Annotated in this window: 18 protein-coding genes and 1 pseudogene; 7 read left to right on the top strand and 12 right to left on the bottom strand. The window is 46.5% G+C overall.

The window, feature by feature from the left end:
- Positions 1 to 10: 10 nt before the first annotated feature.
- From iscB to btpA, 5 genes and pseudogenes are all read right to left on the bottom strand, one after another.
- A pseudogene (gene iscB, locus JGK11_RS20995) lies at positions 11 to 1283 on the bottom strand (RNA-guided endonuclease IscB).
- Between the two features lie 249 nt (positions 1284 to 1532).
- Entirely contained in the window at positions 1533 to 1781 is a 249-nt protein-coding gene (locus tag JGK11_RS20990; RefSeq protein ID WP_293185313.1) for a hypothetical protein, read from the bottom strand.
- Positions 1782 to 2243: 462 nt separating this feature from the next.
- Entirely contained in the window at positions 2244 to 4379 is a 2136-nt protein-coding gene (locus JGK11_RS20985; RefSeq protein WP_293212720.1) for a CHASE2 domain-containing protein, read from the bottom strand.
- Between the two features lie 1524 nt (positions 4380 to 5903).
- Positions 5904 to 6830, bottom strand: coding sequence for a vitamin K epoxide reductase family protein (locus tag JGK11_RS20980; RefSeq protein ID WP_293212718.1), 927 nt, complete (start codon positions 6828 to 6830; stop codon positions 5904 to 5906).
- A 540-nt stretch (positions 6831 to 7370) separates the two neighbouring features.
- Positions 7371 to 8255: a photosystem I biogenesis protein BtpA gene (gene btpA, locus JGK11_RS20975; RefSeq protein WP_293199131.1), complete on the bottom strand. Its 885-nt coding sequence runs from the start codon at positions 8253 to 8255 to the stop codon at positions 7371 to 7373.
- Positions 8256 to 8570: 315 nt separating this feature from the next.
- Here btpA and JGK11_RS20970 point away from each other — a divergent pair, with 315 nt between their 5' ends.
- A complete protein-coding gene (locus tag JGK11_RS20970) occupies positions 8571 to 9554 on the top strand; it encodes an SGNH/GDSL hydrolase family protein (RefSeq protein ID WP_293212716.1) in 984 nt (327 codons plus the stop codon).
- A gap of 215 nt (positions 9555 to 9769) precedes the next feature.
- Here the strand turns inward: JGK11_RS20970 and JGK11_RS20965 are convergent, their stop codons facing one another.
- Positions 9770 to 10822 carry a Gfo/Idh/MocA family oxidoreductase gene (locus tag JGK11_RS20965; protein ID WP_293185321.1) on the bottom strand — a complete coding sequence of 351 codons (1053 nt, stop codon included), beginning with the start codon at positions 10820 to 10822 and terminating at the stop codon, positions 9770 to 9772.
- Positions 10823 to 10928: 106 nt separating this feature from the next.
- Complete coding sequence (locus tag JGK11_RS20960) at positions 10929 to 12122, bottom strand: transposase (RefSeq protein ID WP_293185302.1); 1194 nt, start codon at positions 12120 to 12122, stop codon at positions 10929 to 10931.
- 219 nt (positions 12123 to 12341) lie between these two features.
- On the opposite strand from JGK11_RS20960, the gene JGK11_RS20955 reads away from it, so the two are divergent.
- The 3 genes from JGK11_RS20955 (at position 12342) to JGK11_RS20945 (ending at position 14083) form a co-directional block, all read left to right on the top strand.
- Positions 12342 to 12494 (top strand): hypothetical protein, encoded by a 153-nt coding sequence (locus JGK11_RS20955; RefSeq protein WP_293185300.1) that lies wholly within the window; start codon positions 12342 to 12344, stop codon positions 12492 to 12494.
- Positions 12495 to 12660: 166 nt separating this feature from the next.
- The gene (locus JGK11_RS20950; RefSeq protein ID WP_293185299.1) at positions 12661 to 13341 is read left to right on the top strand and encodes a PEP-CTERM sorting domain-containing protein; all 681 of its coding nucleotides are present in this window, start codon (positions 12661 to 12663) and stop codon (positions 13339 to 13341) included.
- Positions 13342 to 13450: 109 nt separating this feature from the next.
- Complete coding sequence (locus JGK11_RS20945; protein ID WP_293192659.1) at positions 13451 to 14083, top strand: PEP-CTERM sorting domain-containing protein; 633 nt, start codon at positions 13451 to 13453, stop codon at positions 14081 to 14083.
- Positions 14084 to 14117: 34 nt separating this feature from the next.
- Here the strand turns inward: JGK11_RS20945 and JGK11_RS20940 are convergent, their stop codons facing one another.
- From JGK11_RS20940 to def, 3 genes are all read right to left on the bottom strand, one after another.
- Positions 14118 to 15455 carry a PrsW family glutamic-type intramembrane protease gene (locus tag JGK11_RS20940; protein WP_293212714.1) on the bottom strand — a complete coding sequence of 446 codons (1338 nt, stop codon included), beginning with the start codon at positions 15453 to 15455 and terminating at the stop codon, positions 14118 to 14120.
- Positions 15456 to 15703: 248 nt separating this feature from the next.
- Entirely contained in the window at positions 15704 to 15904 is a 201-nt protein-coding gene (locus JGK11_RS20935) for a hypothetical protein (RefSeq protein WP_293187114.1), read from the bottom strand.
- Positions 15904 to 16464 carry a peptide deformylase gene (gene def, locus JGK11_RS20930; protein WP_293212712.1) on the bottom strand — a complete coding sequence of 187 codons (561 nt, stop codon included), beginning with the start codon at positions 16462 to 16464 and terminating at the stop codon, positions 15904 to 15906. The genes JGK11_RS20935 and def overlap by 1 nt, the downstream gene beginning before the upstream one ends.
- Before the next feature lie 101 nt (positions 16465 to 16565).
- Between def and JGK11_RS20925 the strand changes: the two genes are divergently transcribed.
- Positions 16566 to 17078, top strand: a complete 513-nt coding sequence (locus JGK11_RS20925; protein WP_293212710.1) for a DUF1648 domain-containing protein — start codon at positions 16566 to 16568, stop codon at positions 17076 to 17078.
- Between the two features lie 89 nt (positions 17079 to 17167).
- On the opposite strand, the gene JGK11_RS20920 is transcribed toward JGK11_RS20925, so the two are convergent.
- A complete protein-coding gene (locus JGK11_RS20920) occupies positions 17168 to 17623 on the bottom strand; it encodes an aspartyl protease (RefSeq protein ID WP_293212708.1) in 456 nt (151 codons plus the stop codon).
- A gap of 119 nt (positions 17624 to 17742) precedes the next feature.
- Here JGK11_RS20920 and JGK11_RS20915 point away from each other — a divergent pair, with 119 nt between their 5' ends.
- A complete protein-coding gene (locus JGK11_RS20915) occupies positions 17743 to 19038 on the top strand; it encodes a pentapeptide repeat-containing protein (RefSeq protein WP_293212706.1) in 1296 nt (431 codons plus the stop codon).
- Between the two features lie 96 nt (positions 19039 to 19134).
- The gene (locus JGK11_RS20910; RefSeq protein ID WP_293192663.1) at positions 19135 to 20283 is read left to right on the top strand and encodes a mannosyltransferase family protein; all 1149 of its coding nucleotides are present in this window, start codon (positions 19135 to 19137) and stop codon (positions 20281 to 20283) included.
- A gap of 104 nt (positions 20284 to 20387) precedes the next feature.
- Here the strand turns inward: JGK11_RS20910 and JGK11_RS20905 are convergent, their stop codons facing one another.
- The gene (locus tag JGK11_RS20905; RefSeq protein ID WP_293203422.1) at positions 20388 to 21026 is read right to left on the bottom strand and encodes a TenA family protein; all 639 of its coding nucleotides are present in this window, start codon (positions 21024 to 21026) and stop codon (positions 20388 to 20390) included.
- Between the last annotated feature and the right edge of the window lie 176 nt (positions 21027 to 21202).

The following is a 21202-nucleotide window of genomic DNA, read 5'->3' as shown; positions in this document are numbered from 1 at the left end:
TTGTATAGGTCTAAGCATAGTCGTAACCATCCTTTCTGTGGACTGGCGTTAAATAGTCCAACTTGATAGACCTCCTTTTTTTGTCGATAACAAACTCACCGCAACCATGCGACATAGGACAAACTCGTGCTGTAAAAGTCCCCGCGTATTTACCTTTGGGAACATCTGCACGAACAATATCACCTGTACAAAATCCCAAGATAGGACGCAAGGGACGATGTTTTTGTGGATAACCAAATTTGTCTGTTTGACATCGCTGCCTGCCACCGAAACCTGTTGTTTTAACTTTCAAAATCTTTGTAGTAACAAGTTTGATACCTTCAACCTTGCCGACACAAGCAGCATCAATCCAATGAGCTTTAGGCAGTTCAAAACGAATTCGGTTAAACTTAGTTTGTCCGCCAGTTCCCGTTCTTACAGGCAATCCAGTTAGCTTAAGGGTGTTGAACAGTGACCACCTTGTACTATTGACAGATGCTGCGTCTTTTAACGGTGATGCAGCTTGTTTCAGAACGCAATTTAACACATCTGGTTTGCCTTTGAGGAAGTCTTTAATATCTCGATTTCCTTTGCGTTGGTTGCACTTGTGGCAAGCCAGACAAAGATTAGAGATACGGTCTGAGCCTCATGCATGACTTTGGTTGGATATGCTCAATTTCGAGTGGAACGTCTTTGACACCGCAGTAAGCACATTGGCGATTCCATTTTTCCAACAAGTATTCACGGCACTCGTAACCTTTCAAGGTTCCTTGCTGGTATTGGGTTCCAGAAATTTCAGGATTTTGAATCGCTTGAGTATCAAACTTTACCAGTTCCTGAACAATACAATCAATTGGTGCGAACGATGACAGACGTTTCACCCAAGTTTCCGTCGTCAAAATACGATGCTTCAAAGACGGTGCAAGCCAACCATTAGGGCGTTTGCGATTGAGGAATCGAGCTATACGGTAACGAGTATTACGATTTCTTCGTCCTCTCCTAACTGCTCTACGATGTTCCAAAGCATCTTTTATTTGTTGTCCGCGATGCTGCAATTCCATCGCCCAGATAACATTGCCTCGATCTGTAACTAAAGCAATCCCTGTAAACTTGGAACCCGGGTCGATTTTGAGTTCCAGCGGATACAGATTTGGATTTTCAACGACTCGCTTTAAAATCAAAGTGAACGGGTAGCGGCGAAACACGGCGGCTTTTCTGGAATCTAGTAGTTTCCGTGCTTGTGCTGGATGGATTGGATTAAGCGGTGTTTTGTTTTTGTCTATCAGAAAGATGTAATTTGACATATTCTGTCAGCCTTATTTCTAAGTAATGTTTGCCTCGTCAAAGTTCAAATGGCTTGTTAGGAAAGTGACACTATAGCTATAAACCTATTTGCTAATTACTTAATCACTCTCAACAGTGCTACAAGCTGGCGTTCACTCGCAGGTGTTATGACCAATCGAACGTAGTCAGTGAAGACTTAGACTGCACGCTCCGACTTTGTACAGCTTTGACTAGCTTTGGCTAGCTCTGTATAGGTTTTTCGGAGCGGTTCAGCGCGTCCCTGTACCGTCACTTTTAGGACTTCCATTGGGATCTGGTTCGTATTTTTTGGGGTTATTGGGCGCCTCAGATGTGCGCGCCTCTGTCAAGACTGTGGAGGTCGATGGGTCTTTTGCTGAGTAGCTGGTTGAGTTGCCAGCAAGTAAGGCGGCATTTGCAATGCCGATCGTACTGACTTGCAGGCCGACAGCCAGAGTTATCGTTGTGGTGATCCCAATCAAAGTACGCATAGTGTTCATAGTCTTATCCAAATCACTCAAATAGATGCACGTCCCTACAACCTATTATATCTATGAATTTACGTAGTTCCACTTATGTCTTTACATTTCCTTTAATTAATTTTTGTAAGTTTACTTAAATTCTTTTTAATCAATGCTGTTTGGCGATTTGAATTGGGTCTCCAGTCTGCTACAATTTGCGATTTATTATGGGAATGACTTACTCCATAACCGTTTGGAGCGCGGGCTTGCCGTTGCCGTCTTTTTTGAAACTAATCCCAATTTTTTTATATTTCTTAACATTTAAATGAGACGGCTATTTGCTGTCTTAAGCTGCATATTTTTATAAATCTATCTAATGATAGATGACATCTTATACAATGTTTTATAATAAGATTGTAAGTCGAAGAATTGAAAATAACTTAAGCATAAAAGTTGGCACCACTGACTTACAGTTGGATTGTGTTTTTGAACTGAGATTAATTACGAAAATTGATATTGATTTTTCCCGCCTTCCTTAGCACGATACATCGCAGCATCAGCATTGTTAACTAAAATATCTGACTCTTGACCGTCAATTGGATACAAACTAATGCCAATACTTGTAGTTACAGAAACTGTATGTTCTTCTAAAGTAAAAGGCTGCATAATGGTGTCACAAATTTTTTGAGCTACTTTCGCAGCTTCTTCGCTACCAGGAATTCCCGGCAAGATGACAGTGAATTCGTCGCCACCCAACCTCGATATAATATCGCTACCGCGCAAGCATTTTTTGAGCCTCCCGGCCACTGCTTGTAAGAGCAAATCACCCGCATGATGTCCGAGAGTATCATTGATTGACTTAAATCCATCTAAATCTAAAAACAGTAAAGCTACCAATTCCTGATTGCTGGAGGCTCTTTCCAGGGACAGATGCAAGGATTCGTGAAACATTTTGCGGTTCGGCAAACCGGTGAGAGCATCGTGATAGGCTTGGTGGCTGAGTTCAGCATTTTTTTGCTTGAGGGCATCTTCCAGGCGCTTGCGTTCGGTAATATCTCTGATCGCTCCAACTAAAAATAGGTTCCCCGCAGCATCTTTATGCAGGGATCTTTTAGTCGAAATCAGATGGGTAATTCCGTGAGCATCAGTAAAATATTCTTCATTTTCTAGTGGCTGCTGAGTTTGCAATACTAATTCGTCTTGCTGCCAAAATATATCCGCTTCGGCTTGGGGAAATAACTCGTAATCGGTGCGAGAAATTAAAATTTCTAAAGGATAGCCGATAAACCGACAATATGACTGATTCAAAACAACCCAGCGGTGATTTCTATCTTTGACAAAAATTGGGTCGGGAATTGTATCGATTAGCCATTGTAAAAATTCTTTAGACCGTTTGAGTTCTTCTTGTATGTGAGCCAGATAAGCTACAACTGCACAGCCAGAACCCAACAGACTGAGGATGGAAGGAATTAACGGCAGCCACCAACCGGCCAACCATGCTATGTATAAACTAGCACTTAATCCTACACAGATACTTGATAAAGACCAAGCCGATCGCCCGAGCGATCGCAACTTCCAGCTCACACTAGCTCCCGCCCACGACCACAGTAAAATCCACAGCCACTCCGCCGCCTCTGGCCAAACTTTAATACCCTCGCGCCCGTCGAGGGCCGCACTCAAAATTTGGCTCAAGAAATTAGCCTGAAGCTCAACTCCGGGTATTGGCTGGGGAGGAGCAAACAAACCAGAACTGTAAGCGTTTTGGTGAAAGTCTTTGAGGCTGGGGGCAGTTGAGCCGATCAAGACAGCGCGCGATCGCACAAAATCAACCGGTACTTTGCCAGAAAGCACGTCGCTCATCGATACCGTGCGAAAACTGCCTCGTGGGTGGCGCAGGTTGGTGAGAATTTGATAGCCGCGACTGTCCGATCGCACGTAAGCACCATCATTCGGTTTAAAACGCTGAAACACCCCCTTGCCTAACTGCAAGTATTTAGGATTGACTGTTGCAGGTTCAGGGGAAATCCCTTCGGTTTCGAGGTAAAGCAAAGCCAGTCTCAGCGCTAAACTTTGATGGGTTTTGCCGTTTCCAGGCCAAGCGTAGAGCAAAGTTCGGCGCACTTTTGAGTCAGCGTCGAGGACAACGTTGTTGAAACCGATGCGATCGAGCTTTTCCAGTACCGGAGGCGGGCGCACTCCAAATCTGGTTTCGTCTGGCATTAACTCAATCCCAATTAAATTGGGAATAGTTTTAAAAGTTTTGACCAATTCGGCATTACCCGGTTGAGTCGGCAAATCTCGGTAAACGTCGAGGCCAATCGCCCGCGGCTTGCCAGCGTGCAATTTTTGCAGCAATTGGGCCAATACAGCATCGGAAATGGGGTAGCCGTATTTTTGCAAGTCAGCTTCGTTAATTTCGATAATGACGATGCGCGAGTCCACTGGTTCGGCGGGCCGCCAGCGTACAAAGCGATCGCAAGCAGCCCATTCCAACGCCTGCAAAAATCCGAACCAGCGCAGTAGAATCACCGTACCGCCAACGGCACTCGCAGTAATCAATACTCGGCGTTCTCGATCGAGCCATTTTTTGATAGTTTTTAGCATATTCTGGGGATGTTCGCCTCGCCTGAAGAGCATATATAGCGGTTCTCACAAAGATTCGCGGACGTTGTTGGGAAGAGAGCCCTCTTGGTTTCAGTGGTTATATAACCTGTCAGTCATACCTCACCTTTTTGAGAAAGGCTATAAGGTATTACTACATATCGATCGTTTTTACCAGAAAGAATTGGTTGAAAGCCGGAACACGAGTGAGGGAGAAATTAAAATTAGACTATTCATTACTCTAATCCTCGGACTTCTAGCGCTCTTTCGTCACTTTCATGATAGTAAATTCTCGAAGACAGGACAGCAAAGGATCTCTTCCCAAATGCTCCCAACAAAGGAAGGTGTTAGAAAATCGATTCTTAAGGCCATACTAGATAAGGGACTTGCGTAGAAATAAAATCCCAGCCATGCAATTGTATTGTCGAAGGAGTAGCCAAATGATTGGTATAGTATTAAGCTGCAAGCCCCTAAGCATTATCAAATGGTCATATTTTTCCTTTCAAGTGAGTGATAGAAGAGCGCTAGGTAGAGGTCGCTCTTAAACTGTCAACTGTCAACTGTCAACTGTCAACTGTTGAAGTCTTCGCGGGGTTCTGCTCAGTCGATTTTATATTTTTGATTTTAGACGATCGCAATTTTTCGGTTGTGCGGTGTGGCAGATGCGTGGATTGTTGATTTTTGATTGTCGAATTGTTTAGTTTTTCGGTGCGCTATGCTGGTTGGTAATTGGTAATTGGTGATGGTAATTGGTAATTGGATTCTAAGCTTTTAAAACGCCACCTTTTTTCTGATATTTTTTATAAGTTTGTGGCGGTCGGTAAACCGGACATCCTTACTATGAGGGCATCACAGAATTGCGAAGAGTTGTGTTTGATACCATATCCACCATAAACCCAAGAGACCCTTTCTACCGATTACCGATTACCTTTTACCAGAAAGAATTGGTTTAAAGCCGGAACCTTTGAGGGAGAAATGAAAATCAGACTATTCATTACTCCAATCCTCTTCCTTCTAGGTAGAGATCCTCTCAAACTGTCAACTGTCAACTGTCAACTGTCAACTGTTGAACCACTTACCGATTACCATAAAAAATTGGTTTAAAGCCGGAACCTTTTTCGGGATAAATTAAAATCCGACTATTCATTACTCCAATCCTCTTACTTCTTTTGTCAAGTGCTACCCGTGCGGTCAACTGTCAACTGTCAACTGAACAAAGCGTCCGCTAATCTTTCGATCGAACTGCCATATCAACGCAGATAATTTTCAAAAGAGCGATCGAATGAGTGCCATTTGAGTGTAATGATTCTGGCAGCAGAAACCCGGTTTCTGGAGTTTTTGTGTAAAATTTATAGTATTTATTCGCAGACAGCCTAGTAGATAGTCACCACTTTTTGGCAAATTTCGACCTGACTAATGTTTACTAATTTATAATTATTAATCCTAGATGGCAGATTTGAGATTAATTTCGCAGCACTAGGAAACGAGCAAATAACTTGCCCACCGATATTTACTGCTTCACCATCTAAAATCTGTCATCTAAAATTTCCAACTATTCTGTCAGTTTTGAAAATTGCGCGGGCCCGTGTAACCGGATAACTCAGCGAGTTTATCCAAAGTTTGCGTCCCTGAATAAAACTGACCTTGAATCTCCCAAGTCGGGAAACCTTTAATATTCGTAGCAGCAGCTTGGCAAATTTCAGCGCGGGAATTTTGCCCTTTGGGATCGCATTCAAAATAATCAATTATTTTGGCTGCTTCTTTGCCGAACAGCATTTTTTGGTCGTGGCAGTGGGGACACCAGTAAGCACCGTATTCTTTGGCCCCAATTTGTCGGAGGTGGCGGGCTAAAGCAATTTGTGCCGGGCCGGAGGTTGTAGTCACCGCTGGGGGTAGAATTCCGGGGGTAGAAGAAACAAAAGGAGCAGGTGAGCTGACGCTGTTATACAGTCCCAAGGCGCCGATCGAACTTACCATCATTACCAAAATACCTGTAAACACCAACTGTCCGATATCTTCCCACTCGCGACCGACTAGCACCAGCACAAACAGCGACAGCGCAAATACGGCGGAACTGATGCAGTAAATGCACAGTTCCTTAATTTCAAAAGCCATCAAATACATCAAATAGCTGCTGAAAATTACCATCGCAGCGGTGATGATAAATAGCGCTTGCCAAGTTTGATTTTCTAATTTAGAGTGCAGACCTTTATTGGTGTCTGGATTGACGGATTTGGGAGATAATGCCAAAATTGCGATGCTCAGGTAAGCCAGACAACCTAATAAACTTAAAGGCACTGTGCCAAAAACTGTAGCGTAGGGACTGTTGAGAACTTTGTCGCAGCCGCTGGTGGGACAAATGACTGAGCCTGTCGTGAATTTAGCGATCGTCAGATAGGCCGTTTCTACGACGCCGATGGCTGCGATCGCTGCGATCGCAGTCCTAGACCAGCGATGAATCCAAGGGGTTGAACGTCGGCGAATCATTTTTTTGATTTGGTAATTGCTAATGGGGAATGGGGAATGGGGAATGGGGAATGGGGAATGGGGAATGGGGAATGGGGAATTGAAAATTGAGAATTGAGAATTGAGAATTGAGAATTGGGCAAACAGGGCATTGGGCATTAGAACCAACAACTAACAACAAACATACATACGATAAATAACATATAGCACTTCTCAAAAAGGTTCGCGGACGTAGTTGGGCTTGTGCCCAGTTTAGTGCTTATATAAGCTGTCAGTCATACCTCATCTTTCTGAAAACCGCTATAGAAGCACCAACAACTAACTAATGCCCTCTTTGGCCGATGCCCTCTTTGGCCGATTCCCTCTTTGGCCGATTCCCGATGCCCTCTTTGGCCGATTCCCTCTTTGGCCCATTCCTATTTTACATTTTACTTCCGACCCACCCCAAAACGGGTATTTGGTTTCCGACACGAGGGTCAGAGTCGATACTAAAATTTTAGACTTTTGTTCGAGTTCCCAGATGAATCTGTGGACTCAAATCTAAAATCTAAAATCTAAAATCTAAAATTGACTGACTTTGCCCGGTTCCGGTGTTGACCCTCTTGAACCATTTGTCTCAATGTTTTGTTGTTCGAGCTCTTTCTGGGAAAAGCTGCGGCGGGCGGCTTCGACAAACTGACTGACGCGGATCGGATCGATCGGCTGCTCGATGCGGCCGTTTCGCTTCAGGGAACTCGATACAATTACACCATCGGCGGCTTGCATGAGCGTGGAAACGTTTTCCCACGAGGCGCCGCTACCGATGAAAACTGGAATTTCCCCCGCTGCTGCACTCGCGAGTTCTAAGTCTTCGAGATTGGGAGGGCTGCCGGTTGTCCAGCCAGAAAGGATTACGGCATCGGCTAAGGCGCGCCCGATCGTCTCTTGGACGGCTGTGGTTAAGTTGGGGCTGCCTAGGGGACGCCCGTGCTTGACTAGCACGTCTGCGAATATTTTGACATCGCTGCCCAATTCCCGGCGGTAGCGCAGTAGCTGGTGAGCTTGGCCTTCAATTAAGCCTTGATCTGTAGCCATGATGCCGTTGAGGACGTTGACGCGGATGAATTGGGCTCCCGTGCAGGAGGCGATGGCGATCGCGCTGTGGGCGTCGTTTCGCAGCACGTTAATGCCGATCGGCAGCGTCACCAGATTGGTTAGCCTCTCGACTACCAGAGTCATGGCACTTACCACAGCCGGATCTACGCTGTCTTTGGCAAAAGGAGCGTCGAAAAAGTTCTCGACTATGATACCGTTTGCGCCGCCAGAAGCCAGCGCAGTAGCCTCTTGCTCGGCTCTTGAGATAATAGCTTTGAGGTTCCCGCCCCAGCGGGGAGAAGTTGGCAAAGGCTGTAAATGTACGACACCGATTATGGGATTCGGCGTTTTGAATATTTGTTTTAAGTCCACGGGTTTTCCTGAAACCACCAAGTTCACTGACGGCTGACGGCGGATTTTGACGGTATATTCTAGAATTCTATATCCACGGGGGCGATTCGGATGACTCAATTGTGCAGGGACTGTCGGTAAAAGCGCGAATTTAGCAGCAGTTAGTCGATTTGAGATTTTAAATTTTATATTTTAGATTTGAGATTTACTTGCAGCATTGGAGTCTGTCGATTTACCCCACACATGAATCTGAGGGCTTGAACTTTGGTCTAAAATTTTGGCATCTCCCCGACTCCTGTGTCCAAGCAAGTATCCGTTTTCGATCGAGGTTAATTCTTGAAAGTTGTTCTGATCGTTTTGGCCCTCACCTCCGGATTGTGGGTCGCAATCGAAGTGCTGCTGCGCGTGCTGCTGGGTTTTGGCAATCCCTTGATTTACATTGCCGATGATGAGTGTGGCTATTTGTTGGCGCCCAACCAGAGGGTGCGCCGCTTGGGGAACCGGATCGAGATTAACGAGTATTCGATGCGTACAGGAGCGATCGCCCTTCGTCCCAAACCCGAAACTCTGCGCGTCTTGCTGCTGGGAGATTCTGTCGCCAACGGCGGTTGGTGGACGCATCAGACAGATACCATCTCGGAAATTATGGTTCGGCAGTTGAGGCTGCAAGTACAGCATCTGGCGAGCGATGCACAATCAGGTGCAAAAGTCAACTATTCGGATGTTGAAGTTCTCAACGCTTCAGCCAATTCTTGGGGGCCGAGGAATCAGCTTGCTTATGCCAAACGGTTTGGTATTTTTGGGGCAAAGACTGTAGTGTTGTTGCTGAATACGGACGATTTATTTGCATCAGCTCCCTCTGCTGAAGTTGTGGGGCGCGATCGATCTTATCCCGATCGCCAACCTCGATCGGCGACACTAGAATTATTGAGCCGCTACCTGCTACCAAAAGTGCCGCCTCGCCCATTAGCAACACCAGCAGCGGAAAGCGATGTAGTCGGCTGCAACTTAGAAGCTATTCGCCAAATCCAGAAAATAGCAGTATCAGCCAACGTCAAGTTTTTGCTAGCCGTGACGCCCAAGCGGGGCGAATTCGGCGACTCTGGCTCTCGCGACTGGGAAATCAAGGCTAGAGAGCGTCTCGCCGAACTCGTCGAACGTGAGAAAATTACTTACATAGATTTTCTTCCCATTTTCAATTGTGCGGCTCAAATTTCAACTTTGTATAGAGACAGCATTCACCTCAGTCCTCCTGGAAATCAGCTAGTTAGCAAAACCATCAGCCGTCAAATAGTCGCTTTTTGTTCGCCTAAATCGTGACTTGAGTCAAAAAGAGATAGAGATACTTGTCCCGACTTAGGTTGTAGAGAGCCAAAAAATTCAATCTTAGTTCAAGCCCTCAGATTCAATGCTGCAAGTCAATCTCAAATTGAAAATCTCACATCGAATCCGGTTGCGCCCGAACGGTTACCCTCTTCAACGAACAACCAACCCAAACTGTAGAAGCACCCGTAAACGACACAATTTTTCTCGATTTAGCTAACTTGCAAAGTAGACTCTAGCTCTTTGGGATACCAAGCTTGACCATCGAGAGCCATTTGCTCGATCGAACTTGCAAGCCGAAGAGCTTTGAGAGCTTGTTCTCCTCCCACAGAAGGCTGATTTCCACCCCGCACGCAATTAATAAAATGCTCCAATTCTGCGTGGAGCGGTTCAATATTGCTGGTGTAAACTTTCTCGATCAACCCATCTTGACGGTAAAGCACCTGACCGTAATCCGTCACGTAATTGGCGGTTGTTTGTCGGTGAATCAAGATTTCGTTGTTAAGAAAATCTGCCTCTGTCAAAGAATTTTTGCAGTGAGCCGCGATTGAACGGAGTTTGCGATGCGTCACCTTGCTGGCTGTCAGAGTGGCGACAATGCCGTTAGCAAAGTTCAGCGTCGCTGTCACGTAGTCTAAATAACCTGAATCTGAGGCCCTGCTGCCGCTGGCCGTCAGCTTCACCACTGAGGAATCTGCCAATTCCAAGAGCAAGTCGATGTCGTGGATCATTAAATCCAAAACTACCGATACGTCGTTGGCTCGATCGGAATAGGGACTCATCCGGTGAGCTTCTAATGCCAGTAGCTCTTCAGTTTTCAGCACTTTGCCTAATTCCTGAAAAGCTGGATTGAAGCGCTCGATGTGACCCACTTGTAAAATCCGGTGGGCTTCAGCAGCCGCATTGACCAAAGATTCGGCTTCAGCAATGCTAGCCGCGATCGGCTTTTCAATTAAAACGTGAACCCCTGCTTGGAGACAAGACATCCCCACAGGGTGGTGCAGGCGAGTTGGAACGGCGACGCAAACTGCGTCTACGTGGGCAAGCAAATCCCGGTAGTCTTCAAAGAAGCGAACCCGGTATTTGCTTGCTACATCAATTCCCCGCTCTACATTTATATCTGCAACACCTACGAGTTCGATATCTTTGAGCAAGCTCAGAACTCGCGTGTGGTGCTGACCCATATTGCCAACTCCAATAACCCCAATGCGGAGGGGTTCGAGTTGACTTCGCTGACCGAAAACATTTCCGTATCCCAATGACATCCTATCTAGCACTCCTGGATTCTCCTCCACCACAGGAATCAAGCCCGTTGGCTTCCCGATCGACTCACAGCCATCCAGATAGTACCACAGTCAAACTATTTGTAAACTACCCCACGACCTTAAGCCGGGGGCTTTCTGTAGCCCTGATGCAGTCTGCAAGGTTGCAAGACAACACCGAACCTCCGAGCATGTTTACGGATGCTCCAACGATTGAAATCACCTTTGAACCATTCTCATCAGCATCACAATGATTGCCACAGTGTCCACACTTAAACACTTTGCCACTTCGATAAGACTTGCCTTTTATCGGATGAATGTGCAAGCACTTGTGGCAAGTTTGACTGGTGTAGGCAGGATTGACAGCCACCACTTCCACCCCGTATTTCACGGCTTTGTAGCTCAGAAACCATCGCAGTTGAAAGAATGCCCAAATGTTAGAGCGTCTACGTTCCGTCTTGCTTCGAGGTTGCTGATTGGTGCGTTCTCTAATTCCTGTCAGATCTTCAATCGCAATGATGGCATTGTGTTGAAGTGCAGACAGCACAATCAATTTGCTGATGTTATGGTTTAGCCAAGTTTGATAGCGACGTTCACGTCCCGACAGCCGTTGCAAAATCTGTCTTGCCCTGCGGCGAGTAGATCTTGTGCCTTTCGAGGCTTTTTGTTGGAGCGATGCTCTGACTCTGGCAAATTTGTCTCTAACGTCCGTTATCTGCTTTCCATCCCACTGATCGCCAAGGCTGGTAACTGCAATATCTCTGCGACCGAGATCTACGCCAATCACTCGTTTGGATGGGATGGGATCGGTCGCCTCAGACTTAATCTGGATGTTGACGTAGTAGCTTCCATCCTGACGCTTGCACAAGGTCGCACTGCTAGGATTCGCTCCCTTAAGCAGTCCAACCTGGTAATTACCAATGGCAAGTTTGAAGCGTTCCCGACCGCCCACCAACGTCAGGCTAACCGTCCAATCCTTCTCTCTAAAAGCAAAGATTCGAGCGTCATAGTCAACGCTAGTTGGCTTAAATGCTCGGACGGGATTGCCTTTTTGTTTGGCGGTTTTACGGTTGCTAGAGACACGGGCGATTGCCCGAATCGCTAAGTTGGCAGACAGCCCAAATTGCTCCCTCACCTGCTCATAAACCAAGCCTTGAATGCGGGGTTTATTTGTCAGCTTAGGGTCAACAGTTTGATTGATGTAGGTGCAAGCATCAGAAAACGCCTGAAGCGTTGCCTCCAACTTAGGGGCAACTTCGGGAGAGACTTCAATCTTGCAAGCTACTGTCAAAACTTGTTCCATACCGCTAATTATATCACATATGACTAAAGATAGCTCAAGGCGGCGGTCGGCGCAGCAGCGTTCCTCTCCAAGTCGGTAGCCAGGGGCTTCCCGCCGGTTTTTCGGTGAAGAATTTCTAAGACAGGTGAAGAAGAAACAGGGAAGAAGGCAGGCGACAGAAGCCAGAAGGCAGACGGCCAAAGGCAGTAGGAACCCGATCCCTTTTCAGGGAATTGGGTATTGACAAAATCGCTAAAATATGAAATTGAATCTGTGAAGCCTAGTTATCCCGATCGTGAATCGCCCGACACATCGCCACAATACAAACTGATCGGCATATTTTTCCAGGACGATCGAACATTTCTGTTGTTTGGGCAAAAAATTCCCAGTTAACAAGTAACAAATAATACAAATTTGGGAGAAATCGCATCCGTAGTAATTCGATAGTGAGATTGGGCAATCTTTGAATTCCAAAGAATTTATGTTAAGAAAGCGCATACTTACGGGCGATCGCTGTCTGCAACAAACTAAACTTAAGTAAAATCTGATGAGGCCGACTATGAATCAAAAACAAAGGCAGAGATTAGGAAGTGCGATCGCCAGCACAATTTTAAGTTTGGCAGCCGTCTCATTGGTAGGAGTTGACAAAGCACAAGCAGCCGTCCTCACCTACAATTTTCAAGTGGCCGGATCGAGCGGTTTTTTTAAATTGAGTAACTCCTCGCTTACAGGCGGAGAAACTGAACAAATAGCAGTTTCTGAGGGACAATTTAATGGTTTTACAGCTCCCTCTGGCAGGGGCCTATATGAAGAAAAGCCACCTCAAAAATACCACAATTTAGCAGGGGCAAAAGCTGAGTTCAAGGGTGGGGAATTTCAGGGACTGATAGCAAGCGGTGGCGACTACTCGATTTCAGAAACTAACATTCCGGATGCAGAAGGAGGGCCTGTTTATACTAGATATGAGGGCTCGGCAGTTTGGCGTATGTATCCTGCTATGGGCAATGGGAAACCTTTGTTTTGGGGATACAGTAGTATCCTAATTACATACTTAAGTGGCGGTCAATTAAGACAAATAATAGACCGAGGTGCGGGTCAACAGCTTAACTACGTGCCTATGTCTTACACCCTAGTGGATACGGCAGCCGAACCGGTTCCCGAACCCTTAACATTTGCGGGTACAGCTTTAGCACTGGCTGGTTTGAGTTGGTTTAAATCCCAGAAAAAAAGGGCGGTATGATGGGTGCGATCGCTCTTAACAACAAACAGTGAAGGGCGGTTTTAAGAAGAAAAATCAGACCAACAATCACAGAAAATCACGCCAATTTAATGTAGCGAAGAGGCAAATTATGAATCGGAAACAACGGCAGAGATTCGGAAGTGCGATCGCTAGCACAATTCTAGGTTTTGCAGCGGTGTCAGTGGCAGCAGTTGAGAAAGCACAAGCCGCCGTACTCACCTACAATTTTCAAGTGGAAAAGGGTGGAGGTAGTGGTTTTTTTAAGTTTAGTGATTCCTCACTGACAGGAATAGGATCTGAAAAAATTGCAGTGGGTGAGGGAAGATTTAACACCCCTATCAGGGTCTATAAAAATGACTATGATTTAGCAGGGGCTATAGCTTTATTTAATCAAGGGAATTTTCGCGGACTGCAAGCATCGGGTGTGGAGTATGCGACGAGAGAAGAGGCACGAGGAGGGACTGATTACATCAAGTTTGAGAGCAGGGCAACCTGGTATATGGGTACCGAGGAGGCGATCAGTACGTGGGCATCTTATTTCTGGGGGTATGGTGAGACAATAGTTAGCAACAGGCAGGGTTATTTGGGCAGAGGTCGTACAATTATCAGCAGTGCGCGGGTTTCTTACTCCCTAGTGGATACCGCAGCCGAACCAGTTCCCGAACCGATAACATTTGCAGGGACAGGTTTAGCACTGGCAGGTTTAAGCTGGTTGAAACACAAGAAAAAAATGGCAGCTTGACGCGCGCGACTGTTAACAATTAAGCTCTCAGCAATCATTTTTCGGAAAATATTCGAGTTGCAAAATTTTGCGATCGATTGGGAGACAAAGCCCGGGCTTTCAAAATTGCGGCTACTAAAAACGCATAGGACAAAACTCCGACTAATGCTAGCAAAAGTACGCTGACTGCACCTGACGCATTCCACAAGGCGTGAAGTGCGGAAGCGCTGAAATAACCTACGCCTAAAATTTGCCAGCGCTTCGTGGGTTTGAGGGCGCTCAAACCGATAAAATATCCCAAATAGTCGCTGTAAGCCATGTGTCCGGCGGCGGAACCCAAAATTCGGGGAATGAGCAATTGCAATCCTACTAATTGTCCGGCTTCGGGCCCTGCTTGCAGGGTGACATTTTGGATGATATGGGGGACGTACTGTCCCAGGGTTTCTAGTAGTGTAAAGCTGACTGCTGAGGCACTTCCTAATAAAATTCCGTCTAAAGGTTCCCAAACGCCGATGCGATCGCGCCACGGATTTTTTAGCAAATTGCCCAGGATCAAAGCTCCCAAAACGGGCAAGGCTTTCAGCAATTCTTCCATCAGACCCGCCCCGAAGAACATTCTGATTAAAAAAGGCAAAAAACTGATTTCTTCGCCTTCTGCGGGCAAGCGACCGGGCAAAATTTCTCTAAATACTAATATAAATCCAATCAGTAAGGGGCTGAGCAATATCAGAACTGTAGCTAAAGCGGTACCAAGCAATACCCACCACGGCTTGTGTTTGCCGCACAGTTGATAGATAAAGTAGTAAGCCGCACCGGCGAGGTAGGCTGACAGCAGAAAGTTGAATGCTACGGAATTTCCGACGGCGACAAACATCGACACGACAAAGATAACTGTGGCAATACCTGGATATAAATAGGCTTTTTGACTTAATTGTTTGCCCGTGGAGGCGATCGGGAATAATTGAGTTAAAGTGAGAGCGTCTTTTTCACTGACTGGAAAATTGCCCGTTTTTGTGGCTGGGTATGCGGGTTTAGTTTGGTTTGGGGTTGCGGGAGATTCAAATATGAATTCAGGGCCGTCAATACCGAGACTGATGCGATCGCCTGTTTCTAAAGTTTGGCAGCCTTCGAGCTTTTGGCCGTTGATATAAGTTCCGTTAGCGCTGTTGAGGTCGCAAATTTGCCATCTCGTCCAATTACCATGAGTTAAGGGACGGACTGCGGCATGGCGGCGGGAAACCATGCCGTGGGCGATCGACTCTAAAGCTATTTGACAATTGCGATCGCGCCCGATCGCCACTTCTCCATATTCAGAAAGTTGGTACTTGGACGCTAGCCCGGACGCAGCGCCTTTGGCGGGCACTTGTCGCAGAAATCCGATTTCATTAGTCATCAGTCAGTTGGCAGTTGGCAGTTGGCAGTTGGCAGTTGGCAGTTGGCAGTTATTAGTTATTAGTTATTTGTTATTAGTTATTTGTGATTGATGGTTGGGGAGCAGTTATTAGTTATTAGTAACAATCAATAACTCACCACTAACACCTAACAACTAGGAATCAATAACAAGTAATATAGGACAACTCACCAATAACAAATAACAAATAACAACTGACTACTGACTAATGACTGCTGACTAATGACTAATCATAAATTTGCTCTGGCATCCTGAACGGCTGCATAGAAAAATATGCCTGTGAGCGGTATGCTGAGGGCGAGGATGATGCCGGTAACTACGTTGCCGAGTTGAGCTTCTCCCGAAGACAGCTCAAAGATTGAGCCGACTGCGGCGATCGCAGTGATGCACGAAAGAGCTAACAATAAACCACTTTTTGGAGTTCCTGCCATCATACTGATTTTACTGCCTTTGGCGAAAATTTGTTCTTGACTAATTCTTCATTGAGTGCGAGCTTGTTTTCTACTCTATCTACAAACAGCACTCCGTTGAGGTGATCCATTTCGTGCTGAATTGCCCTCGACAATAAATCTGTCGCTTTCAGGGTTTGCGGGCGGCCAAATTCGTCGCGATATGACACTTCAATGACTTCTGGGCGTTTGACTTCTAAATAAACTCCCGGAATGCTTAAACAGCCTTCTTGCAAGATGCAGATATCGCCGCTGCTACTTTTGATGGTGGGGTTGATCAAAACCAATGGGGGTGTGGCCCGATTGTCGGGTTCGCAGTCGAGTACGATTACTTGTTTGTTAACTCCGACTTGGGGGGCTGCCAAACCGATGCCGTCGGCACTGTACATGGTTTGCAGCATTTCTCGGACTAGCTGCCGAATTTCTGCATCGATGCTGCTGACGCGCTTTGCTGGCTGCCGCAGGACGCGATCGCCTAAAGTGTGTATTGTTAGGGGCGGTTTTTCTAACTTTTTCTTTTCAACCAAAACCTGAACCGTCATAAAACCTCGCGAGATGTTTGGAAACCCCCAACGAAAGCGGTTGGGGGATTACATGGGAACCAATACTATTATTTTCAATATTAATCTAATTTTAAGTAGCTATGACTGGAAATGCACCAAACCAACGGCCGGTGATTTCTCTGGGGCTTTCGCCTGTTTTATTGGCGGTAGAGCTTGCGGGGGCGATCGCGATTTTAGTGTCGATTTTGCCGATCGTACAGTTTTGGGCCGTTTTGCCCGATCGTATTCCAATTCACTTCGGCTTGGGGGGGCAGCCTGATGCTTTGGGCGACAAGGTGATGATTTGGATGCTGCCAGCAGTGGCTGCTATTATTTTTGTGGTTTTAACTGCGGTATCGCGCTATCCGCATACTTTTAACTATCCGGTACGGATTACTCAGGAAAATGCGCGCCGACAATATCTCTTGGGGCGAGGCCTTTTGGTTTGGCTGAAAGCTGAAGTTTGTTGGCTGTTTGCTTTTATAGTGCGCCAGCAAATTCTTGTGGCTTTGGGGAATGCTCAAAGGTTTAGTATAGAGTTGGTTTTCGGGATGACTTTTTTGATATGTGCGACGGTTGGCGTGTATTTTGTGAGGGCTTATTTTGCGCGCTAGATGCAAGCAAAAAAATATAAAAAGGTTTGTAGTGAGGACTTTAGTCCGCATCAAAGAAAGGACTAAAGTCCTCACTACAAACCTTTCAACTAAGCCATCAGATATGTTTGCTGGTTGTTCATCGGCAATACTCGCAACCGTCTATTTTTCAAATCTGGTTCTAACCCTAGTTCTTCCATGGGAATCACGCCCAGCAAAACAGCAGCAACGCCTTCGGGCAATTCTAAACAATCAAATCTACCTTCTCTCCCTTCTACAATAATTTGAGCGCCTGCAAAAATTCGACCTTTTTTGATGCCAGCCGATGTTTCTACATCTCTTTCTCCTACTTGTCTTAAACCTAGTTGGCTAATAATGGGAGCTGGTAAGGAAAGCAGAGTTGCTCCGGTATCGACAAGAACTTTGTCTAGCAGCGCAGAACGAACTTCCTCGGTAGAAATGAATCCCCGCTCGGCCATAACTAGATCGATGAAATTCGTGACGGTGATTGTAGTGATTACTTGACCCATTTGTTTGCCTTGAAGATTGGGGAGTACCAGGGTCATATTATGTTACCTCTTTGAGTGTAATTACTGGATATTTCTATTGTAATGCTATGTAGAATCGTGCTTCGTTGGTTAAAATTGTTTTAGCGATCGCCCTAAATTAGAATTTGCCTCAACGCATGACACCAGAACCCAACTCTCCTCAACCCAATCCTCCTAAGTCGAACGTGACTGTAGAAAGCCCTAACGGTGCGCTCCCTACTGTGCCGCCAGAAGCCACGACAATCGTTGCTACTGCTGAACCGGCAAAACCGCTGCCACCGCCGCCTCCAACTCGCAAGGTTTTATTGCCGCAGCAGCCTGCACAAACGACTGCTGAGGTGACGGGTTCGGTGCTGACACTGGCGGCGATCGCCTCGATGATTGTCGGGCTGGCTAACGATAGCATTTGGATCGGCTTATTTGGGGCTATCGGTGCGATCGGCATATCGCTGAGGATGATGTGGCCGAGTTGGGGCAAAATCTGGGTGCAGGTAATTCCGCCGACTTGGCGCACGCTGATCATCTCTTGCTTCGGGCTGTTAGCTGGGATTGTGGGCTTGCTGATGCTCAGCGGTACTAATACTGAACCGGGAAGCCGCAACATCCAAATCAACTGGGATGCTATCGGAGCTCTCGGCGAGTTAATTGGTGCTTTGGGTCAAATTTTGATCGCAATTTTGGGCGTTTACGTGGCTTGGCGCCAGTACGTGATCTCGAAGGATTTGACGATTCAGCAAAATCGCATTACCCAGCAGCAAACGATCGATGCTTATTTTCAAGGGGTTTCCGACTTAGCCCTTGACGAGCAAGGGTTTTTGGAAGATTGGCCGCAGGAAAGGGCGATCGCCGAAGGCCGCACCGCTGCAATTATGAGCAGTGTGGATGCTGAAGGTAAAGCGAAAATTCTGCGGTTTTTGTCGCAGTCGAGACTGATTACTCCTCTGAAGCGCGATCGGCTTTTAGGCCGCCCCATCCTTGACGGCGATGGTGGCTACGCTGAAGACAGAGATCACGGCCTCCGCGTCATCGATTTAAACGTCATGTTAGCTGGTGCTGACCTCGCTGGCACGGATTTACGGTGGACTGAGTTGAGCGAAGCCAACCTTGTCCGAGCCAATCTCAGCAAGTGCGATTTAGTGAAAGCAAACCTCTCGCGCGCTATTCTGTACGACGCCAATCTCGTTCGCGCCGACATGAGAGCCACCAAATTATTCTACGGCTCGGCAGAAATGGCATCTCCCCGCAGCCGCACGGAATTTGCCAACTATCAAACGGGTGAATATACCGGCGCTGTGGTTGAACGTGCTGATTTCACTGCTGTCAAGCGGCTGTCGGACGAGCAGCGCTATTACTGCTGCGCTTGGTGCGGCTCGAAGTCGCGAGAGACTATTCCCGGCGGCTGCGAAGGTATTCCCAATAAACTGGGACGCTAAAATTAGCAGTACCGCTGTACTTACGTATATATTTGGCGATCGATAGGCAGCCGACTATACTGTATTTAAAATCAACAGTCTGGCGCTGTTTTAGCGATGACAAATACTGATTTAGGGCTAGAAGTAAGTCCGCGTCAAGCAGGCACTAAAAGCAGAGATGGGTTAATTTTTGTAATTACTATGTGGTTGCTGAGCCGATCGGTAATTGCGATCGGGATGCAGCTAATTGCCCCCTTCCTGTACCATCACTCGCTGCTCTACCAGTCTCAGGACTCAACGCCTTTTGTGGCGGGCTTTATTCCCAAAAGTGGCTGGGAGTTGTTCTCCCATTGGGACGGCGAATGGTACACCAAAATCGCTACCCTAGGCTACTCCTACGCCGATGACGGAGAGCAACATTCTGTTGCCTTCTATCCGCTGTTTCCCTTGCTAATTCGGGGGCTGATGACCCTCGGAATGCGATCGGACGCAGCAGGGGTATTAATCAACTCTTTTGCATTTTTGGGCGCATTAGTGCTGATTTATTTTTGGGTAGAACAGCGATACGATACTGGTGTTGCCAAATGGACAACCGCTATGCTAGCTTGGTGTCCGTTCTCGCTATTTTGCACTGTCATGTATACAGAAGGATTGTTTCTGTTTCTGACAGCATCTGCTTTGCGATCTTTTGAGAGGGGCGAGTATATTTGGGCTGCTGTTTGGGGAGCTTTGACAACTGCTACTAGGGGGCCGGGAGTAGCACTGATACCTGCTTTTTTGCTGACAGCTTGGAGGGAAAAAAGACCTCCACTTGCTTATTTTGCAGGTTTGGCTAGCGCTCTTGGGATATTTTCATTTAGTATATATTGTGCTATTAGATTTGGAGATGCTTTAGCATTTGTTCATGTTCAAAAGGGATGGGTTCAGCCGAGTTGGTTCGAGGTATTGATTCAAGCTCTCAAATTGAAGGTATCTGCTATCAGTAGAATTGTGATGATTTTTGGCAGCGGCTATTTATTATGGTTTTTGCACAAAAGGCTTACCACTATTGTTTTGACTTACGGTTTTTGCTCTTTAGCACTGCTGCTTAATTCCGGAGCTTTGCGATCGGTAAACCGCTACGCTTACGGTATGCTGCCGCTTTCAATAGCTCTCGGCTTGTTGCTAGCAGCTAAGCCTCGTTGGGGTTACGGGTTGATGGGATTGTTTGGTATATTTCTGCTGTACGTTTCCGTCAGATTTGCAGGTTGGCTGTGGGTAGCTTAGGGGCGATAGTTGGCGAGCATCTCTAAATGAAAATCAGACTATTCATTACTCCAATCCTCGGACTTAAGGGTAGAGGTCGCTCTCAAACTGTCAACTGTCAACTGTCAACTGTCAACTGTTGAATCTACCTCCCAAGCTGCCTGAAAAAAGTCTCTTTCGCACAACATAGCGTAGCGATAGGTTGCTTCTACTTCCGGTATAGATTCGGCATAGCGATCGACCAAACTTTCCAGCCGTGAAGCTAAAATCTCAAACTCAGGGCTGCTATAGGTGACAATCCAGTCGCTCAAGGCGTGTTTTGGTATATTAGGCTTGGCTAACTGCTGTCCCAAAAAAGCATACAACCGCAAGCAAGGAGTCATCGCCGCTACTGTCAAACCGACACCGCTTCCCCAGGCAGTTGCTAATAAAAAATCCGTGTAGCGGCGGGTAGCAATTCCCGGTTTAGCCTCTTGCAAGTTTACACCCCATTTCGCTGCATATCCTTGATGCAAGCGAAGTTCTTCTAAAACGCCACTCCCGAGATTGTGGAGGATTTCAAATCCCTCCCAGTCGGGTGCTTTTGCCGCAGCGATACTGTAAGCGCGAGCAAATGCTCCCAGAAAAAATGCGTCTTGTGCAACATAATATGCAAAACTATTTTGGGGGAGGCTGCCGTCAGCAATGCCTCTGAGAAAGGGATGTTGCAGACAAGCTTCGCTTAAGTCTTGATTTGCTTGCCACAGATAGTTAGAACTTGTCATGAATTTTTTAATTTATCGGTGGTTATGATGGTAATTGTTATATGACTTACAGAAATCACTCGGTTTCTCGTAGAAATGGCTCTTCTGGCTTTTTGGTGAAAAGTGTATAATGAGATACTACTAATTGATTTCTACCGTATGGATCTTCATCTTGACAGACTGCTTAATCTACCCGA

This window comes from Microcoleus sp. PH2017_34_RAT_O_A (genome assembly GCF_020737885.1).
Taxonomy (GTDB): Bacteria; Cyanobacteriota; Cyanobacteriia; order Cyanobacteriales; family Microcoleaceae; genus Microcoleus.
This window is presented reverse-complemented; position numbering and strand designations above follow the sequence as displayed.